This is a genomic window from Stenotrophomonas maltophilia (assembly GCF_025642255.1).
Classification (GTDB): domain Bacteria; phylum Pseudomonadota; class Gammaproteobacteria; order Xanthomonadales; family Xanthomonadaceae; genus Stenotrophomonas; species Stenotrophomonas maltophilia_P.
This window is the reverse complement of sequence record NZ_CP106759.1, coordinates 2,293,502-2,310,300: the sequence shown is the minus strand read 5'-3', so window position 1 is coordinate 2,310,300 and position 16,799 is coordinate 2,293,502. Positions and strand designations below refer to the sequence as shown.

Annotated in this window: 11 protein-coding genes; 8 read left to right on the top strand and 3 right to left on the bottom strand. The window is 67.6% G+C overall.

The window, feature by feature from the left end; genetic code table 11:
- Positions 1 to 74: 74 nt before the first annotated feature.
- The 3 genes from N8888_RS10595 to N8888_RS10585 all read left to right on the top strand — a co-directional run bounded on the left by N8888_RS10595 (position 75) and on the right by N8888_RS10585 (position 7,534).
- Complete coding sequence (locus tag N8888_RS10595) at positions 75 to 6,218, top strand: ESPR-type extended signal peptide-containing protein (protein WP_263174567.1); 6,144 nt, start codon at positions 75 to 77, stop codon at positions 6,216 to 6,218.
- 62 nt (positions 6,219 to 6,280) lie between these two features.
- Entirely contained in the window at positions 6,281 to 7,120 is an 840-nt protein-coding gene (locus N8888_RS10590; protein WP_053517837.1) for an OmpA family protein, read from the top strand.
- 123 nt (positions 7,121 to 7,243) lie between these two features.
- Positions 7,244 to 7,534, top strand: coding sequence for a DUF6959 family protein (locus N8888_RS10585; protein WP_053517836.1), 291 nt, complete (start codon positions 7,244 to 7,246; stop codon positions 7,532 to 7,534).
- 15 nt (positions 7,535 to 7,549) lie between these two features.
- On the opposite strand, the gene N8888_RS10580 is transcribed toward N8888_RS10585, so the two are convergent.
- Positions 7,550 to 9,346 (bottom strand): chloride channel protein, encoded by a 1,797-nt coding sequence (locus tag N8888_RS10580; RefSeq protein WP_429000960.1) that lies wholly within the window; start codon positions 9,344 to 9,346, stop codon positions 7,550 to 7,552.
- Between the two features lie 38 nt (positions 9,347 to 9,384).
- Complete coding sequence (locus N8888_RS10575) at positions 9,385 to 11,466, bottom strand: TonB-dependent receptor family protein (protein ID WP_317629459.1); 2,082 nt, start codon at positions 11,464 to 11,466, stop codon at positions 9,385 to 9,387.
- Between the two features lie 130 nt (positions 11,467 to 11,596).
- Here N8888_RS10575 and N8888_RS10570 point away from each other — a divergent pair, with 130 nt between their 5' ends.
- Positions 11,597 to 12,517, top strand: a complete 921-nt coding sequence (locus N8888_RS10570; protein ID WP_111185920.1) for a M14 family metallopeptidase — start codon at positions 11,597 to 11,599, stop codon at positions 12,515 to 12,517.
- Between the two features lie 73 nt (positions 12,518 to 12,590).
- Here the strand turns inward: N8888_RS10570 and N8888_RS10565 are convergent, their stop codons facing one another.
- Positions 12,591 to 13,442 carry a LysR family transcriptional regulator gene (locus tag N8888_RS10565; RefSeq protein WP_193395903.1) on the bottom strand — a complete coding sequence of 284 codons (852 nt, stop codon included), beginning with the start codon at positions 13,440 to 13,442 and terminating at the stop codon, positions 12,591 to 12,593.
- A 112-nt stretch (positions 13,443 to 13,554) separates the two neighbouring features.
- On the opposite strand from N8888_RS10565, the gene N8888_RS10560 reads away from it, so the two are divergent.
- The 4 genes from N8888_RS10560 (at position 13,555) to betT (ending at position 16,792) form a co-directional block, all read left to right on the top strand.
- The gene (locus N8888_RS10560) at positions 13,555 to 13,908 is read left to right on the top strand and encodes an SMR family transporter (protein ID WP_111185918.1); all 354 of its coding nucleotides are present in this window, start codon (positions 13,555 to 13,557) and stop codon (positions 13,906 to 13,908) included.
- On the top strand, positions 13,908 to 14,228 hold the full coding sequence (locus N8888_RS10555) for a DMT family transporter (RefSeq protein WP_263174559.1): 321 nt from the start codon (positions 13,908 to 13,910) through the stop codon (positions 14,226 to 14,228). The genes N8888_RS10560 and N8888_RS10555 overlap by 1 nt, the downstream gene beginning before the upstream one ends.
- Positions 14,229 to 14,294: 66 nt before the next feature.
- The gene (locus N8888_RS10550) at positions 14,295 to 14,675 is read left to right on the top strand and encodes a VOC family protein (protein WP_193395901.1); all 381 of its coding nucleotides are present in this window, start codon (positions 14,295 to 14,297) and stop codon (positions 14,673 to 14,675) included.
- A 137-nt stretch (positions 14,676 to 14,812) separates the two neighbouring features.
- On the top strand, positions 14,813 to 16,792 hold the full coding sequence (gene betT, locus N8888_RS10545; protein WP_065182937.1) for a choline BCCT transporter BetT: 1,980 nt from the start codon (positions 14,813 to 14,815) through the stop codon (positions 16,790 to 16,792).
- Positions 16,793 to 16,799: the final 7 nt, after the last annotated feature.

The window sequence follows — 16,799 nt, the reverse complement described above, 5'->3', positions numbered from 1 at the left end:
CGTTGAAATGTCAGTCACCTGCCTAGCGGCAAGTCCACTGTCATTCAAGTTGTTCGCCTACGGGGGAAATGCTCATGAACCGCATCTACCGGCGTGTATGGAACCGCCAGCTCAATGCTCTGGTTGTGGCCTCGGAACTGGCCACCGGCGATAGCGGCGGCACCGCATCACGCGATCCGCGCACCTCCCTGCTGACGCCCAGCGCCCTTGCGCTTGCACTGCTGTGCGTGCTGGCCAGCGGGCCGGCATCCGCAACCGAATCCAACCAGTCGCTGCGCGATCTGCAGGCGCTGGCGGCCAAGTACACCCAGACCTTGCCGGTGAAGGTCGATGCCGAAGTCGCCCTGGCCGCAGCCGCGCGACAGGCGCAGGCGACGCCTGCGATCAGTGCCGATACGCGTGTGGGCCTGCAGTTGAGCACGACCTCGCTGCCGCTGGTGCGCGATGTCCTGCCGGCCGCCGTGCAGGTGAAGCTGGGGGCGAACGCATCGCCGCAGCACGTGCCCACGCCAGCCCTGGCCGCTGATGTGCGGGCCCAGCTCGGCATCGGAGCGGGTACCCAGGTGGATACCTCACTGGCAGCGAACGTTTCCTCCGGTGCCGCTTCGCCGCTGGGGCTGACAGCCGATGCGAAGGCAAAGGCCAGGGTCGGCATCGCAGGCGCTCCGGTGGCATCGGTGGGTGCCGGCGCCAGGGCGGCAGCGGGCATCACGACGTCCTCGCAGGGATTGTCCGGGTTGAAGGCCGGCATCGACGGCAACGCCGACTCGCATCTGGCCATCGCCGGACATCGAATCGAGGGCCAGGGCAAGGCCTCCGCAACCGCAGCGGTGAGCTTGCCCGCCAAGGAAGAACTGCCGGGCGAGACCGATGATCGGGCGATCACGGCGGCGTTCGATGCAGGCGTCGCCGGCAAGGTGCGCGTGCAGGGCCCGGGTGGCCAGGACGTGGTGGCCGATCGCAACCTGAAGCTCGCGGGCCGGACCGTCGTGAGTGCGCAGGCCAGCACGCTCGGTCTCGGAGGCCTGCATCACGGCGCCCTGGGCGATCTTGGCGGTGCGGTGGGTGGCGTAGTGCACGGCGTAGTCGGCACGGTGGGCAGCGCAGCAGGCGAGACGCTGCACGAAACCGTCGGCACCGTAGGTAGCGCAGTGGGCGGCACGCTGCACAACACCGTGGGCGCAGTAGGTGGCACGCTTCACGGAGCTGCCGGCACGGTCGGCGGTGCGGTGGGTGGCGTAGTGCACGACGTGGTCGGCACGGTGGGCAGCGCAGCAGGCGGAACGCTACACGAAACCGTCGGCGCCGTCGGCGGTGCGGTGAGCGGTGTACTGAACGGCACTGTCGGCACCGTGGGTGGCGCAGTGGGCGGCACGCTGCACAACACCGTGGGCGCAGTAGGCGGCACGCTCCACGGTGCTGTCGGTACGGTCGGCAGTGCGGTGGGCGGTGTACTGAACGGCACCGTCGGCAACGTCGGTGGTTCCCTGGGCGACACGTTGAACAACACCGTAGGTGCTGTAGGTGGCGTCCTCGATGGAACCGTCGGCACCGTCGGTGGTGCTGTGGGTGGCGCGCTCAACGGCACGGTCGGCACGATCGGCAGCGCCGTAGGCGGCGCGTTGAACGGCACCGTGGGTGCGGTTGGCGGTGTCCTCGATGGAACCGTCGGTACCGTCGGTGGTGCGGTGGGTGGCGCGCTCAACGGCACGGTCGGCACGATCGGCAGCGCCGTAGGCGGCGCGTTGAACGGCACCGTGGGTGCGGTTGGCGGCGTCCTCGATGGAACCGTCGGCACGGTTGGTAGCGCCGTAGGCGGCGCTTTGAATGGCACGGTGGGTGCAGTCGGCGGCGTCCTCGATGGAACCGTCGGCACCGTCGGTGGTGCGGTGGGTGGCGCGCTCAACGGCACGGTCGGCACGGTCGGTAGCGCCGTAGGCAGCGCTTTGAACGGTACCGTGGGTGCCGTAGGTGGCGTCCTCGATGGAACCACCGGCACTGTCGGTGGTGCAGTCGGTGGCGCGCTCAACGGCACCGTAGGTGCAGTCGGCGGTGTCCTCGATGGAACCGTCGGCACCGTTGGCGGTGCGCTCAACGGCACGGTTGGCACGGTTGGCAGTGCTGTGGGTGGCGCGTTGAACGGCACTGTTGGTGCGGTCGGCGGCGTCCTGGATGGAACTGTCGGCACGGTCGGCGGTGCAGTCGGCGGTGCGCTGAACGGCACGGTCGGCACGGTCGGCAGCGCGGTAGGCGGCGCGTTGAACGGTACGGTAGGTGCAGTCGGTGGCGTCCTGGATGGAACTGTCGGCGCGGTCGGCGGTGCAGTCGGCGGTGCGCTGAACGGCACCGTTGGCACAGTCGGCAGCGCCGTAGGCGGTGCTTTGAACGGCACCGTGGGCGCAGTCGGCGGTGCAGTCGGAGGCGTGCTCAACGGCACGGTCGGCGCAGTCGGTGGTGCGGTGGGTGGTGTGCTCAACGGCACCGTCGGCACCATCGGAGGTGCCGTGGGCGGTGCACTCAACAATACGGTCGGCTCGGTCGGCAGCGTTGTCGGTGGCCTGCTCGGGGGTGGCAGCACCACGCCGGGCAGCGGGCTGGACGGCGTACTCACCGGCACGCTCGGCAACGTCGGCGGTGCGGTGGGCAACCTGCTGGAGGGCAACCTCAACGGTACCGTCAACAATCTCGGCGGCGCAGTCGGCGGGCTGGTGGGCGGCACGCTGGGTGGCCTGGGCCTGACCCAGCCCTCGGCGATTCCGCCGGACAGCCCGAAGGCACCCGCTCCGGCTGATCCGAATGCGGGACTCATCATCGGTACCGGTGGCCTGGTCGGCAACGTCGGCCAGCTGATCGGCCCGACGACCAGCAGCCTGTTCGGCGGTGACGGCTATCTGCACAACGGCAATCTCAAGCTCAGCAATGCGAACGTGATGCAGGCCTACTCCACGGTCAACGTGCTCGGCCTGCCGGTCGTGAACCTGTCACCGGTCGGCAGCACCCTCAATGGCCTGGGCGGCGCGGTGACCGGTGGCAGCTCGCACCTGACCCTGATCGGTGGCGTCACCTCCGACAGTTACATCTACAACATCAACAACGGCAACCCCGGTGGCCTGCTGGGCCTGCTGCTGCCGACCGATTCGCCGGCATGGGCCGCCAAGTGCCTGGATATCGCGTTGGCCGACATCTCCTGCTGGGCGGTCAACGCCGCACAGGATTACCAGGTGCTGATGGGTGACGGTGCCTTCGCCAACGGCTCCAAGGAAGTGGTGATCGGCGCCAATGCCCGCCATGAGCTGCCGAAGGTGGATGCCAACGTGGCGTTCCCGGGAGCCGGTCCCAACGATCCCACCAATCCAACCGGCGTGCCGACTGCGGACTACGCCGCGCGCATGGGCCACTCGGTGATTGTCGGCGACAGCGCGGTGGGTACTGCCAACGGCCAGACCCTGCTGGGTGCGGAGGCGACCTCGAACCAGGCCAATTCGGTGGCACTGGGCTACCGTTCTGCTGCGCTGCGCGGCGCACAGGCCAGCTACAGCGCCTATGGCCTGACCGCCGCCCAGGTCTCTGCCGGTGAAGTTTCGGTGGGTACCGCCAACGGTGGCGAGCGCCAGATCACCAACCTGGCTGCGGGTAGCGCCAATACCGATGCGGTCAACGTCGCCCAGTTGAAGGGCGCGATCAGCCTGATCGATGATGTTTCGGCCGGCGCGGTGATGTACGACGTCGATGGCGCAGGCAATCCGGACTATCGCCGCGTCACGCTCGGCAACGGCACCGGTATCACCACCATCGGCAACCTCGCCGCGGGTGCGGTGACCGCCGGCGGCCTGGAAGCCGTCAACGGCGGGCAGCTGGCCATCACCAACGCCGCCATCGCCGGCTTCTTCGGTGGCATCACCGCCTTCGATCCGGTCAGTGGCGCCTTCACCGCGCCGCTGTTCGAGATCAGCACGATCTCCACCGACGGCGCCATCGCGCAGGGCCTGTACAACAATGCGACCGATGCCTTCGACGCCGTCGACGGCTCGCTGGTCAATCTCAACACGCAGATCAACGATATCCGCAACGGCGGCACCAAGTACCTGCGGGTGAACTCCACGGGCGTGGAGGCAGTGGCCACCGGTGCCGACTCCATCGCGGTCGGTACCAACGCCCGCGCCACGGCGGCCAACGCGATCGCGGTCGGTGCCGGCAGCCTGGCTGATCGTGCGAACAGCGTGTCGATCGGTGCCGCGGGTGCCGAACGCCAGGTGACGAATCTGGCCGCCGGTACGGCTGCCACCGATGCGGTGAACCTGGGCCAGCTGCAGGCCTCGGAGGAAGGCGCGCTGCGCTACGACCTCAATGGCGATGGCAGCGTCAACTACGCCAGCGCCACGCTGGGTCAGGGCGGCACGGCGACCACGCTGCGCAACCTCGGCCCGGGCCAGGTGAGCGCCACGAGCACCGAAGCCATCAATGGTGCCCAGCTGTTCGCTGCCAACCAGGCTGTCGCCACCCATCTCGGGGGCGGCGCGGCGGTCAATGCGGCCGGTGTGCTGACCGCGCCGACCTACACGATCAACAACATCGCCGCCAATGGCACCATCAGCCAGGGCAGCTACAACGACGTCGGCACCGCCTTCGACGCGGTCAGCAATTCGCTGGCCAATGTCGCCGACCAGACCGACGATATCGACAAGCGCGCGGTGAAGTACGATGTCGATGGCAGTGGCAACGTCGTCAACACGGTCACCCTGAGCGGTACCGGCACGGGTGCGGTGAAGGTGACCAACGTGGCGGCCGGCAGCATCCTTGCAGGCAGCAGCGACGCCATCACCGGCGACCAGCTGTTCAGCACGAACTCGACCATCGCCAACTACTTCGGCGGCAGCACGGCCTTCGACGGCACCACCAATCTGTGGACCGCGCCGTCGTTCAGCATCTCCAGCATCGCCACCGACGGCACCCTGACCGCCAACGACTACAGCAACGTCACCGCAGCGTTCTCCGCGGTGGACGGTTCGCTGAGGGTGCTCAACCAGCGCATCACCAACGGTGGCGGCAGCCCGTACCTGGCAGTGAACTCCAGCGCCGCGGCGGCCGCTGCGGCAGGTGCGGAGGCGCTGGCGGTGGGTCCGCAGGCCAGTGCGGCAGGTGCTTCGGCCGTGGCAGTCGGCAACGGTGCCAACGCCAGCGCGGACAACAGCGTGGCACTGGGTGCCGGCTCGGTGGCCAGCGTCGGCGCGCAGAGCGGCTATACCGGTGCCTATGGTCAGACGGGTGCCAGCAATTCGGCAGGCGAAGTGTCGGTCGGCAGCAGCGGCAGTGAACGCAAGATCACCCACGTTGCCGACGGCTCGGACGATCACGACGCGACGAATGTCGGCCAGCTGAAGAATGGCGTGAACTATGCCATCGATCAGTCCAAGGCCTACACCGACCAGAAGATCCAGAACATCACCAACGTCGCCGGCAGCTTCCGCGCCAACAACAGCAACAACCTGGCCGATCCGGCCGCGACGGGCGCCAATTCCGCAGCCGGTGGTGCAGGATCGACGGCCGCCGGTGCCAACTCGACGGCCCTGGGCAACGGCTCGCAGGCACAGGCCGACAACTCGGTGGCCCTGGGCGCAGGGTCGGTGGCCAACCGTGCCAACACGGTTTCGGTGGGGGCCAGCGGCGCCGAACGGCAGGTGGTCAATGTGGCAGACGGCACCCAGGCCACCGATGCGGTCAACGTGCGGCAGCTGCAGGCCTCGCAGCAGGGCACCATCCGCTACGACACCACCGTCAACGGAGCCACCAACTTCAACAGTGTCACTCTCGGCAGCAGCACCAGCGGCCCGACGACGGTCCGCAACGTTGCCGCCGGTACGGCAGGCACCGACGCGGTCAATGTCGACCAGCTGAAGTCCGGCATGGCGCAGACTCTGGACTGGTCGAAGGCCTATACCGACGAGCGCATGGGCGGCTTCGAGCGTGACCTGCGCAGGACCGACAACCGCGCTTCGGCCGGCATCGCTTCGGCCATGGCCACGGCCTCGCTGCCGCAGCCGAGCGAAGCGGGTCGCAGCATGGCCTCGTTCGCCGCCGGCAGCTACAACGGCGAATCGGGCGTGGCGGTGGGCCTGTCCGGTGTCTCGGAAGGAGGCCGCTGGATCTACAAGTTCAGCGGCTCCACCAACAGCCGTGGCGAGGCCGGTGTGGCCGTCGGTGCCGGCATCCAGTGGTAACCGCCGTAGCCGGGCCGCAATCGCGGCCCGGTTGCCGCGCAAACGTCTACAGGGGGAATGACATGAATCAGCATCGCATCGCCCGCGCTGGCCGCATCGCCGCGTCGCTGGGCCTGATCCTCGCCGCCGGCCTGCTGGCCGCCTGCCGCAGCCACGCGCCCGCCGGTGAGGGTCCGGCGGAGGCCACTGCAGTGGCCTTCCCGGAAGTCTCCAAGGCGTCGCTGAAGGAGGGTACCTATCCCGACATCGCCGACCTGCGCCGATTCGCGCCCGGGATGAGCAAGCGGCAGCTGTACAGCCTGCTGGGTACGCCGCACTTCAACGAAGGCATGTGGGGCGTGCGCGAGTGGAATTACCTGTTCAACTTCCGCACCGCACAGGGCGCCGAGTACTTCACCTGCCAGTTCCAGGTGCGCTTCGACAACAAGGGCATCGCCCAGGCCGGCTACTGGAAGCCCGAATCCTGCGCCGCCGTGCTCGACCCGCCGCGGCCACCACCGCCGCCGCCGGCACCCGCGCCACTGCCCGAACAGCCGCTGCGCCTGGCCGCCGATGCACTGTTCGGTTTCGACAGCGCGGTACTCAGCGCCGAAGGCCAGCAGGCGGTGCAGGGCATCCTGGCGCAGGTCCGTGAGGCCAGCAAGGTGCAGTCGATCCAGGTCGTCGGCTACACCGACCGTATCGGTGCGGCCAGCTACAACCAGCAACTCTCGCAGAAGCGGGCCGAAGCGGTGCGCACGGCCCTGGTGCAGGGCGGAGTGCCGCCGGGCAGCATCAGTGCCGAAGGGCGCGGCGCGGCTGAACCGATCGTGCAGTGCGCACAGCGCAACCGTCGCGAACTGATCGCGTGCCTTGCGCCGAATCGCCGGGTGCAGATCGTCGGGATCGCGCACCCGCGCTGAAGTCTCCCGCGCCGTGGCCATGCCCCGGCATCCCGAGTCCCCCCTGACCACCGGCAGGACGTGGCCACGTCTCCCCCGTCGTCCACCCCTGCCGGTGGCTCAGGTTTTCATACGGTGCACGCGATGAACGCCCAATTCCTGCCTCTGTCCATGAAGACGGAAACCACCCTCAGCGTGTATGGCCAGCTCGGCAATCATGCGGTCGTGCGCATCCCCGGGCGGCGCCTGCCGGGCCTGATCCTGCAGGCCGATACCGTGGCCGGGTTCCTGGCCCAGCTGCAGGAAACCCAGGCCTGCCTGCGCAGTGGCCGGGCGCAGCGTGCCGATGCAGAGCTGGACATGCTGATCGACATGCTGGAGCAATGGTACGCGTTGATCGAGTCGCGGCTGGCCGATGCCGGCGAAGCGCTGTAGCAGCGGGGCGGGCGATCAATCGGCGTCTTCGACGCGCTCGCCCATCAGTTCGCGCTGGCGCTTGTCCAGCTCCTCGGCGTAGCGCCTGCGCACGAAGGCCTCGGAAACAATGCCCAGCAGCTGGCCATCGGCGGCAACCACGGCCAGTTCGTCGGCCTGCGTCCGGTCGAAGCACTGCATCACGCTGACCACATCCGCGCCCGGCAACAGTGACACCTCGCGGTTCTCGGCCAGATCGCCAACGGGTGTCTCCGGCTTCACGCCGTCGGCGAAGACGCGCGGAATCTGCACGATGCCGGCGTAGTGGCCTTCGCTGTCGATCAGGACCACGCGACCGCCGGAGCCCAGCGGGAAACGCTGGCGGAACGCAGCGGCATCCAGCCCGGCCGGAGTGGTGGCAACGCCCTTGCGCATCATCCGCCCGGCGTTGAGGGTGTGGATCCAGCCGACGTCGCGTGCGCTGCGGATGGTTTCGCCGCGCAGATGCATGCGCCATGTCGAGAACGAGTAACCGAACCACTGGCGGACCAGTGTGCTGGAGACCAGTACCGCGCTCATCACGACGCTGGTCAGCAGGAAGTCGTGGGTGCCTTCCAGCACCAGCATGGCCATGGTCATCGGCGCGCCGACCACTGCGGCGGCCAACGCGGCCATGCCCGCAAGCGCCGCGGACGTGGCATCAACCACGGGCACGCCGGTGGCCGTCGCCAGCAGGCCGGCAAACAGGGTGCCGACCAGGGTGCCCATGAACAGCGACGCAAAGAAAAGACCACCTCGGAAGCCGAAGCCCAGCGAAATGCCCGAGGCCAGAAGCTTCAGGGCGAGCAGGCCGCCGATCCAGATCAGTGGCAGCTGCGTGGTCAGGTCCAGGTGCAGCGCACCGTGACCGGAGGAAAGCACCTGCGGGCTGGCCATGGCCAGTGGAATCAGCAGGAGGCCGCCGACCACCGGGCGCCCCCACAGGGGCAGTGGACTGCGCTTGACCACGCCTTCGATGGAGGCGATCAGTCGCATCACGCCGATCCCCACCATCGCGCAGCAGCAACCGAGCAGGCCGTAGATCGCGTAGTCGGCGGCGCGCACATCGATGGTCGAGGCTGCGGGCAGCAGGTACGCCTCGATGCCAGCCTGGTCGGCGACGAATGCACCCGCCAGTGCGGCCAGGGCCACAGGCGCGAGAGCGGCGGGCGTGTAGGCGCCGATGACGATCTCGAACGCGTAGAACGCGCCGGCCAGCGGAGCCCCGAAGGCCGCGGCGATGGCGCCGGCGGCACCGGCACCGACCAGGATGCGCACATCATTGCGGCGCAGGCGCATGACACGGCCCAGCTGCGAGCCGCTGCCCGCACCCATCTGGGTATACGAAGCCTCAAGGCCGACGGACGCACCGCAGCCGTTCGACAGCAGGGTCTGGGTGAGCACGATCAGATTGTCGCGCATCGACATGCGACCGCCATGCAGGGCATTGGCCTCGACCGCGTCGAGCAGCGGGCGCTTGCGCCGCGCGGCCGCCAGGCTGACCAGCCCGACCAGCAGGCCGCCCAGCGGCAGCACCAGCAGGGCGGTCCAGCTGAGCGCGGGCAGGGAGCTGAGGCGCATGCCGGGCTCCAGCCCGTACAGCGCACTCTGCAGCCCGCGCGCGATGTCCGATTGCAGCAGCGTCAGGCCACCGGCGATCAGGCCGACTAGCAACGCCAGTGCGATGAACCACAGGTCGCTGCCACGCAGGCGCAGTCGCAGGCCCTGGAAGGCCAGATGCAGGCGCGATGGTGGAACCGTGGAGGCCATGGTGGCGGCATGATACGCCGCCATCGTGATCGCCACCGTCACCGCATCGGGCATTTACCGCATCAGAAGCGGTAGCGTCCCTGCAGGTAGAAGGTGCGTGGCGCGGCCACCATGCGCCCGGCATTGCCGTCGACATTGCGGGTGTACCAGCGCTTGTCGGCCAGGTTGTTCACGCCGGCCGTGATCTCGCTGTCGCCCAGCCCCGGAACCTGCCAGGCCACCTGCGCATTCCACAGCCGCACCCCCGGCACGCGGCCCACACGTGCATCGGCGCTTTCCTGCCAGGTGTTGGCAGCGTCGGAGAACTGGCCGCTCTGGTGCGTGCTGGAGACATTGAAGGTCCAGGCCGACAGCGCATAGCGGGCGCCGATGCTGTCGGTGTCGCGCGAGTAGAAGGGCACGTCCCGGCCGCGGTTGTCACCGGACTGCTGGATCGCCTTGGTCCAGGTGTAGTTGGCGTACAGTTCCAGTCCGGCCAGCACGCTGTCTTCGGCGAAGCGGTATTCGAGCGCGCTTTCCACACCCTTGTGGTCGGTCGCACCGATGTTCTGGAAGGTGGGCGGGGTAATCCCCGGCACCTGCAGGATCTGGTTGTCGAAGCGCATCCTGAACACCGTGACGTCCGCGCGCAGTGCGCCGTCCTGCCAGCGGGCGCCCAGCTCGGTGGTCCTGGCCACCTCCGGATTCAGCGGATTGCTGGCGGTCTGCGAGTTCAGCTGGATGTTCTGCACCGGCCCGAACGAGGTGGTGTAGTTGCCGAACACGGTCAGCTGCGGGGTCAACAGGTAGGCGACGTTGAGCGAGGGCAGGGCTTTGTCGTTGCGGCTGCTGAAGGTGGTGCCGCCATCGGCCTGGCGGCGGTCCATGTCGATCCATTCCATGCGCACCCCCGGCGTGATCCGCCACTGGCCGATGGCGATGCGGTCGTCGAGATAGAAGGCGTGGGCGTCGGTGGCATTGTCGAAGCGGTTGATGGGGCTTGCGGCGCCGGTGCGGCGGGTCACCGTGTAGCTGCGGTCGTTGCCGCGCTCCCGCAGGAAGCGGTAGCCCGCGGTGACGTCGTGCACGCTTGCCCCCCAGTGCAGGCGCTGGGTGTAGCGCGGTTCGATGCCGAGCACGCGGTAGTCGCGCGGCTGCACGCTCACCTGGGTGTTGGCAGCGTTGATCAGCGAGCTGGCACGGGTGCTCTCGTTGTAATAGGCCAGTACCTCGAACTCGCTGGTGTCGGACAACGTGTGGGTGTAGCCCAGATCGATGCCCGTGCGGTGGCCCTTCCAGAAGTCATCGGGACGCGTGTTCTGGAACGGATCCGCCTCGTACTGCGCGCGGGTCAGGCCACCTGGCGTCAGCGAGCGGACGTCGTAGTAGGACAGCTTGGCACGCAGCGTCTGCTGGTCGTCGATGGCGTAGGCGAACTTCAGTGCCAGATCGTTGAAACGGTCGTCGCTGCCTTCGCGCCAGCCGCGACCGTCCTGGCCGGAATAGAGCAGGGCGACGCCCAGGCCGTTGTCGCTGGTGCCGCCGAGGAAGGTGTTGTACTGGGTGCTGTCGCCGCCGCCATGGTCATGGGCGTTGTAGCGGATCCCGACCTCGCCGTGCAGGCCGCTCTGCTGCGGAATGGCGCGGGTGCTGAAGTTGATGATGCCGCCCACGTTCTGCGGCCCGTAACGCACGGCTCCGCCGCCACGCACGACGTCGATCGATTCGATGTTGGACAGGCTGGCCGGCGCGAACGACAGCTGGGGCTGGCCGTAGGGTGCGACGGCCAGCGGCACGCCATCCAGCAGCACCGTCGAGCGGGGTGAGTAGCGGCCGGTGAGGCCGCGCACGCCGATGTTCAGCGACACCGAACTGCCGGCGGTGCCGGAGTTGTCGGTGATCTGCACGCCGGGGATGCGGCGCATGGCGTCGCCGATGCTGGCCGCGCCACTGGCCTCGATGCGCTGGCGATCGACCACCGTACGTGCCCCGGCGAAGCTCTTGACGCTGTCATGCAGGCCGGTGCCCAGCCAACTGCCGGAGACCTGGATGCTGTCGAGCGTGGTCGGCGCGTCCTGGGCGAGGGCGGAAGCACGGGGCATCAGGCACAGGGCGAGGGCTGCCACCAAGGGCAGCTGGGCCGGTTTCGGGGTGCGGAGGGGCATCTGGACGGCGCAGGGAAGGTGGTAAATGAGAATTATTGCTGATTCCATTCGTGAATGGAATCGAAGGCCGATGGCCTTCGGGGTCGGGTGGTAAAGTGAATGATTGCCTCCTGACTCACCGAGATCCGTCATGCCTGCAGCTGTCTTCTATCCCGTCGGAACCCCTGGCCAGCCGTGGGGAGCGGCGGAACGGGAGCAGTGGCGTGCGCGCCAGCAGCGCCTGCGCCGCTACGACGAGGAAGTACTGCCGCGCATCGAGGCACTGGCAGCGCGCTTCGACAAGGTGGCCTACGGCCAGCTCGACTACGCGGGAGAGACCTATACCCTGTTCGCCCTGCGCAGCCGCGACTGGAACCCGGCGCTGCCGGCGGCGCTGGTCACCGGCGGCGTGCACGGCTACGAAACCAGTGGCGTGATGGGTGCCCTGGAGTTCCTTGAAAAGCACGCGGCCGATTACGCGGGCAAGGCCAACCTGCTGGTGGCACCGTGCGTCAACCCGTGGGGCTTCGAGCGCATCAACCGCTGGAACTTCGACGCGATCGATCCGAACCGCAACTTCCGTGCCGGTGGTCCGGCTCGCGAATCAACCGCGCTGATCGAGCTGATCGAACCCCTCAAGGGCCAGTTCGTGCTGCACATCGATCTGCATGAGACGACCGACAGCGATGAAAGCGAGTTCCGCCCTGCGCTGGCGGCGCGCGACGGCAAGCCGTTCGAACCGGGCCTGATTCCTGATGGCTTCTACCTGGTGGACGACAGCGCCAATCCGCAGCCGGCGTTCCAGCAGGCCGTGATCGCGGCGGTGGAAAAGGTGACCCACATTGCACCGGCCGACGACAAGGGCGAGATCATCGGCTCTCCGGTGGTGGCCCATGGCGTGATCGAGTACCCGCTGGTGGAATTGGCCCTCTGTGCCGGCATCACCGGTGCGCCGTACACCACCACCACCGAAGTCTACCCGGACAGCCCGCGCGCCACGCCGCAGCAGTGCAACGACGCGCAGGTGGCCGCGGTCTGCTCTGCGCTGGACTACGCACTGGCGCATCGATGAGGGGGAGTGCCGAGCCCATGCGCGGCTGCGGTTGCAACAACCTTGATACATCCCGGGCCGATACGGCCCGGCGCTACCGCAGCGCGTCGGCCCACCACAGTGCGGCCGGCCCGGGCGGCGTGTCGCGTCGCCATACCAGGTCGCTGTGGATGCGCCGCGGCCAACCGGGCAGGGCCAGTTCCACCAGGTGTCCGCGGTCGTAGCGCTGCACCAGCGCTCTCGGGAGTTCGGCCCAGCCGATGCCTTCCTCGGCCATTTCCATCACCATCAGGTAGTCCGATGCGGTCCAGGCCGGGCCGGCGACGGCACGCGCGTGATCGACCTGTGCGCTCAAGCGAATCTGCCGATGGCGGGCAAGCTGCGGTGCGGCGCGCGCACCGGCCGCGGCCAGTGCGTGTCCGTGCGCGACATACACCGCCAGCTCGCTGTGATGGGCCAGGGGCTGTGCGATCACTGCATCCGGATAGCGCTCCTGGCGAGGCAGCAGGCCCAGTCCGGCGCGGCCGCTGCCGACCAGTTCCAGCACATCGTGCCCTTCAGCGTCGAGCCACTCCAGTTCGATTTCGGGAAAGGCTTCAGCGAAGCGCTGCAGCACCTGTTGCGCCGGGTCCAGCTGGTAAACATCGGAGAACACCACCGTCAGCCGGGGTTCGACAGGTGCAGCCAGGCGCACGCTCAGCTGCCGCAGTCGCGCATCGGCAGCCAGGATTTCCTGGGCATGGCCCAGCACCTGCCGCCCCGGGTCGGTAAGCTGCGGATAGCGCCCGCTGCGGTCGAACAGGGATACGCCCAGATCGGCTTCCAGATGGGCGATGGCGGTGCTGACCGTCGATTGCGTCTTGCGCAGGCGCCGCGCGGCAGCCGAGAAGGAGCCCAGTGCGGCAGCCTCGACGAACGCCTGCAGAGATTCAGGAGAGTAGGGCATCGATCCATCGCTAATGTCGATGGAGTCCATTTTTGATCCATCGTAAATGGCGATGATACTGGACGCCATCGCCCCTGTCAGCGGGCGCTGTGAATCCTGCTGGAGTTTTCCCATGACCCGTCGTGTTTCCGCCCCAGGCCCCCTGATTGCCTGGGCCTGCCTGACCGTGGCGATCGTCGCCGAAGTGGTCGGCACGTCCTTCATGGCCCATGCCGCCCGCGCCGGTGGCTGGACCGGCTACCTGGTGATGGCCGGGGCGCTGGCGTTGTCCTATTACTTCCTGGCGCTGTCGGTACGGCGCATCGCGGTCGGCGTTGCGTACGCGGTGTGGGAGGGGCTGGGGCTGACCCTGCTGACCCTGGTCGGCATTGCGGTGTTCGGCGAGAGCCTGTCGATGCAGCAGCTGGCCGGCCTGTTGCTGGCGGTGGCCGGCATTGTCTGCGTCACCCTTGGGGAGGCGCACTGATGAACACAACGGCACTGTTCTTCGTGATCTGTTCCGCACTGATCGACGTCGCGGCAAACATGATGGTGGCCAAGTCCGAAGGTTTCCGCCGCTGGCACTGGGGTGTCGGTGCCGTTGTCATGGTCTGGATCGCCTTCGCGCTGCTGGGCCAGGCAGTGCGCTACCTGGACCTGGCCACGGCCTATGCGCTGTGGGGTGCCATCGGCGTGATCGGCACCGCTACCTGCGGGCGCCTGCTGTTCGGCAATCGCCTGCGGCCCATCGGATGGATCGGCATTGCACTGGTGACGGGGGCGGTGCTTCTGCTCAGTACCGCATGAGCGGCGACGATTGCAGACCGGAGCGCGCTGTCCGACACTGCGGTTTTTCCGCAACGGAGTGCCGCCATGTTCAGCCACATCACCGTCGGTTCCAATGATCTTGCGGTCTCGCGCCGCTTCTACGACGCATTGTTCGCAGCCATCGGCGGCCGACCGGGCATCACCGATGAAGATGGAAGACTGGTCTACGTCAAGGACGGGCGGATGTTCATCGTGACCCCGCCCATCGATGGCCAGCCGGCGTGCCACGCCAATGGCGGTACGATTGGTTTCGCGCTGGAGACTCCGCAGGCGGTGCACGCCTGGCAGGAGGCAGGCATCGCCCACGGCGGCAGCGCCATCGAAGATCCACCGGGCGTACGCCACAAGGCCGGGCGGCAGCTGTACCTGGCCTACCTGCGCGACCCTGATGGCAACAAGTTGTGCGCCGTGCACGTGATGCGCTGAACTTCGCGGCGCGCGCGTGATACCACGCGCGTGCTGTCCCTGTGCTGTCATCGCGCGACAGCACTTCATCCTGCGTCCACCGCCGTTCAGCCAGAATCCGCCGGCTCACTCTTTGATCGACCGGAGAACGCCGCCCCGTGGAAGCCCTGGAGCCGCAACAATCCCCGGTGCGCACCCTGCGGCCTGTATTCGCCTTCGCGGCGATCATCGTCGTGGCGTTCGCGCTGTTCGTCAGCCTCTATCCGATCGGTGCCGGACGCCTGCTGCTCAGCGCACAGGACTGGGCGGCACTCAACGTTGGCTGGTACTACCTGCTGGCGATGACCCTCTATCTGGTGTTCGTGGTCGGCGTGGCGCTGTCCAAGTATGGTGGCATCAAGCTCGGTGCCGACCATGACGAGCCCGAGTTCAGCTATCTCTCCTGGGCGGGCATGCTGTTCGCCGCGGGTATCAGCATCACCCTGTTCTTCTTCTGTGTCTCCGAGCCGCTGACCCATTACCTGCAGCCACCGCAGGGCGATCCCGCCGCCGGTGAGGCCGGCGCGCGCCAGGCCATGCAGCTGCTGTTCCTGCACTGGGGCCTGCATGGCTGGGGCGTGTTCGCGCTGGCGGCAATGGCCATGGCCTACTTCGCCTATCGCCACAACCTGCCGTTGGCGCTGCGCTCGGCGCTGTATCCGCTGATCGGCAAGCGCATCAACGGCCCGATCGGCTACACAGTGGATGCGCTGGGCATCGTCGCCACTGTGTTCGGCATCGGCGCCGACATGGGCTTCGGTGTCCTGCACCTCAACGCCGGGTTGTCGCACCTGTTCGACATCCCGCACTCGAACTTCGTGCAGATCGCCCTGGTCGCCAGCATGATGGGGGCGGCGGTGGCCGTGGCAGTGTCCGGCGTGGAGAAGGGGGTCCGCTGGATGGCCAACATCAACATGCTGCTGGCGATCGCGCTGGTGCTGTTCATGCTGTTCGCCGGGCCCACCCAATACCTGTTCGGCACGTTGATGCAGAACCTGGGCGACTATCTGGGCAGCGTGGTCGGCAAGAGCTTTGACGTGTACGCCTATGGCGGACGGCCGGCATGGTTGGGCGGCTGGACGGTGTTCTACTGGGCCTGGTGGATCGGCTGGGCGCCGTTCGTCGGCCTGTTCATCGCCCGCATCTCGCGCGGACGTACCATTCGCGAATTCGTGTTCGGCGTGCTGCTGATTCCGCTCGGCTTCACCCTGGCCTGGTTGTCGATCTTCGGCAACAGCGCGCTGGACCAGGTGCTGCACCATGGCCAGCAGCAGCTGGCACAGCTGGCCGTGGATGACCCACCGACCGTGCTGTACGCATTGCTTGATGGTTATCCGTGGAGCCGCACGGTGATCGCGGTGACCGTGCTGGTCAGCTTCATCTTTTTCGTGACATCGGCCGATTCGGGCGCGGTGGTGCTGTCCACGCTGTCGTCGCACGGCGGCGCTCCGGAAGACGATGGCCCGCGCTGGCTGCGCGTGTTCTGGGGCACGGTGATCGCCGTGCTCACCGCAGGCCTGCTGCTGGCGGGCAGCATCGATGCGTTGAAGTCGGCGGTGGTGCTGGCGTCACTGCCATTCTCGGCGGTGCTGCTGCTGATGATGTGGGGCCTCACCCGGGCGTTCAGCGATGAGTCGCACCGCAAGCGCGCGCTGCAGTACCGGCCATCGCCGCTGATCGGCGACGATCGCCACCACCAGGGCTGGCGCCAGCGGCTTGCGCAGGCCATGCACTTCCCGGTGCGCGACCAGGTCTACCGCTTCATGGATGACACGGTGAAACCGGCGATGGAAGCCGTGGCCGAGCAGCTGCGCGAACAGGGCTGGGACGTACATACCCGCATCGAAGCCGGCGACATGGAACTTTCGGTCAACCATGGCGAGCAGCAGGACTTCCTGTATCGGGTGATCCTCCGCGGCTACCTGACGCCGTCGTTCGCCGCCCAGCAGCTGCGCAACCAGCGCTACTACCGCGCCGAAGTGCATCTGTTCGAAGGCAGCCAGGATTACGACCTGGTCGGATACAGCCGCAAGCAGATCATCAACGACATCATCAGCCAGTACGAGCGGCACCTGCAGTTCCTGCACCTGAGCCGGTGATGCACGA

What these genes read in the sequence shown, in the direction of transcription:
- N8888_RS10555 (WP_263174559.1), top strand. Translation starts at nt 13,908, where the DNA reads ATGAACACAACGGCACTGTTCTTCGTGATCTGTTCCGCACTGATCGAC.
- N8888_RS10580 (WP_429000960.1), bottom strand. Translation starts at nt 9,346, where the DNA reads ATGGCGGCGTATCATGCCGCCACCATGGCCTCCACGGTTCCACCATCG.
- N8888_RS10565 (WP_193395903.1), bottom strand. Translation starts at nt 13,442, where the DNA reads ATGCCCTACTCTCCTGAATCTCTGCAGGCGTTCGTCGAGGCTGCCGCA.
- N8888_RS10575 (WP_317629459.1), bottom strand. Translation starts at nt 11,466, where the DNA reads ATGCCCCTCCGCACCCCGAAACCGGCCCAGCTGCCCTTGGTGGCAGCC.
- N8888_RS10550 (WP_193395901.1), top strand. Translation starts at nt 14,295, where the DNA reads ATGTTCAGCCACATCACCGTCGGTTCCAATGATCTTGCGGTCTCGCGC.
- N8888_RS10595 (WP_263174567.1), top strand. Translation starts at nt 75, where the DNA reads ATGAACCGCATCTACCGGCGTGTATGGAACCGCCAGCTCAATGCTCTG.
- N8888_RS10560 (WP_111185918.1), top strand. Translation starts at nt 13,555, where the DNA reads ATGACCCGTCGTGTTTCCGCCCCAGGCCCCCTGATTGCCTGGGCCTGC.
- N8888_RS10570 (WP_111185920.1), top strand. Translation starts at nt 11,597, where the DNA reads ATGCCTGCAGCTGTCTTCTATCCCGTCGGAACCCCTGGCCAGCCGTGG.
- N8888_RS10585 (WP_053517836.1), top strand. Translation starts at nt 7,244, where the DNA reads ATGAACGCCCAATTCCTGCCTCTGTCCATGAAGACGGAAACCACCCTC.
- N8888_RS10590 (WP_053517837.1), top strand. Translation starts at nt 6,281, where the DNA reads ATGAATCAGCATCGCATCGCCCGCGCTGGCCGCATCGCCGCGTCGCTG.